General features: G+C 66.9%; 1 protein-coding gene. It reads right to left on the bottom strand.

Going from position 1 to position 977, the window contains the following annotated elements:
• The coding region (locus tag ABGB16_RS33785) for a low temperature requirement protein A (protein WP_347672110.1) at positions 1-977 on the bottom strand (977 nt) is incomplete at both ends.

Below are 977 nucleotides of genomic sequence, written 5' to 3'. Positions count from 1 at the left end.
GGGCGCGGCCGGCGAGGAACAGTGCCGGTCCGCCGAGGATGACCAGGAGCCACGAGATTGGCGTGTGCCCGTTCGGCTGGTCGATGAAGGCCCGGTAGCTGACCGAGGTGATGATGACTCCGGCCACCATCACCAGGTGGGCGTTCGCCGCCGCCCGGCCGAGCCGGTTCGGTTGGTTCGCCGATTTGAGGGTGTCGGTCAGCGTGTGCGCCGCCTGGTAGAAGTAGATCCGCCAGATCAGCGCCGCGGTGGCGAAGGCGACTATCAGGGCGGCGGCCCGGAGAAACGTCGCCTTGTCGGCGATGGAGGTGGCACCGAGGATCAGGATCGTTTCGCCGAGTGAGATGTTGAAGAACTGCCGGTACCGCTCGGCCAGATGTTCCGGGGCGAACGCCCACTGCGACTCCCGCATCCGGCCCAGTTTCGGCGTCGGCCAGAGCAGGATCCCGCCCAGGTAGTCGATGGCGATCGCCAGCGCCCACAGCGCCAGGCGGACCGGGCTTGGCGCGAACGCGCCGAGGATCCAGGGTGCGGCGGAGAGGCCGAACCAGGAGAGCACGAGGTAGGGGACGTGCTGCAGTTCGTGGCCGCGCAGCAGGTACCGCAGGGTGAGCGAGCGGGCGATGTGGATGAGCAGGTAGGTGCCGGCGAACAGCAGGCCCCGCGCTTCGAACGCGCCGGGCACCGCGATCGTCAGCACGACGGTGCCGAACATGCTCGCGATGACGAGGAGTTGAATCTGGACCCGCTCCGGGTTGAAGAAGTTGGTCGACCACGCCGTGAAGGTCCAGACCCAGAAGATCGCGAGTAGCAGCACCAGCGTCTGCGCGGCGTTGATCAGGTCGAGGTTGTCGACCAGGCGCTGGGAGATGCGGGTGAACGCGAAGATGTACGCTAGGTCGAAGAAGAGCTCCAGGAAGGTCGCCTGCTGCGGATGTTCGGGAGCCCGCAGGTAGCGCTCGAAGGTGTGCCGCATC

It is taken from the genome of Micromonospora sp. B11E3, assembly GCF_039871625.1.
GTDB lineage: Bacteria > Actinomycetota > Actinomycetes > Mycobacteriales > Micromonosporaceae > Micromonospora.
This window is presented reverse-complemented; position numbering and strand designations above follow the sequence as displayed.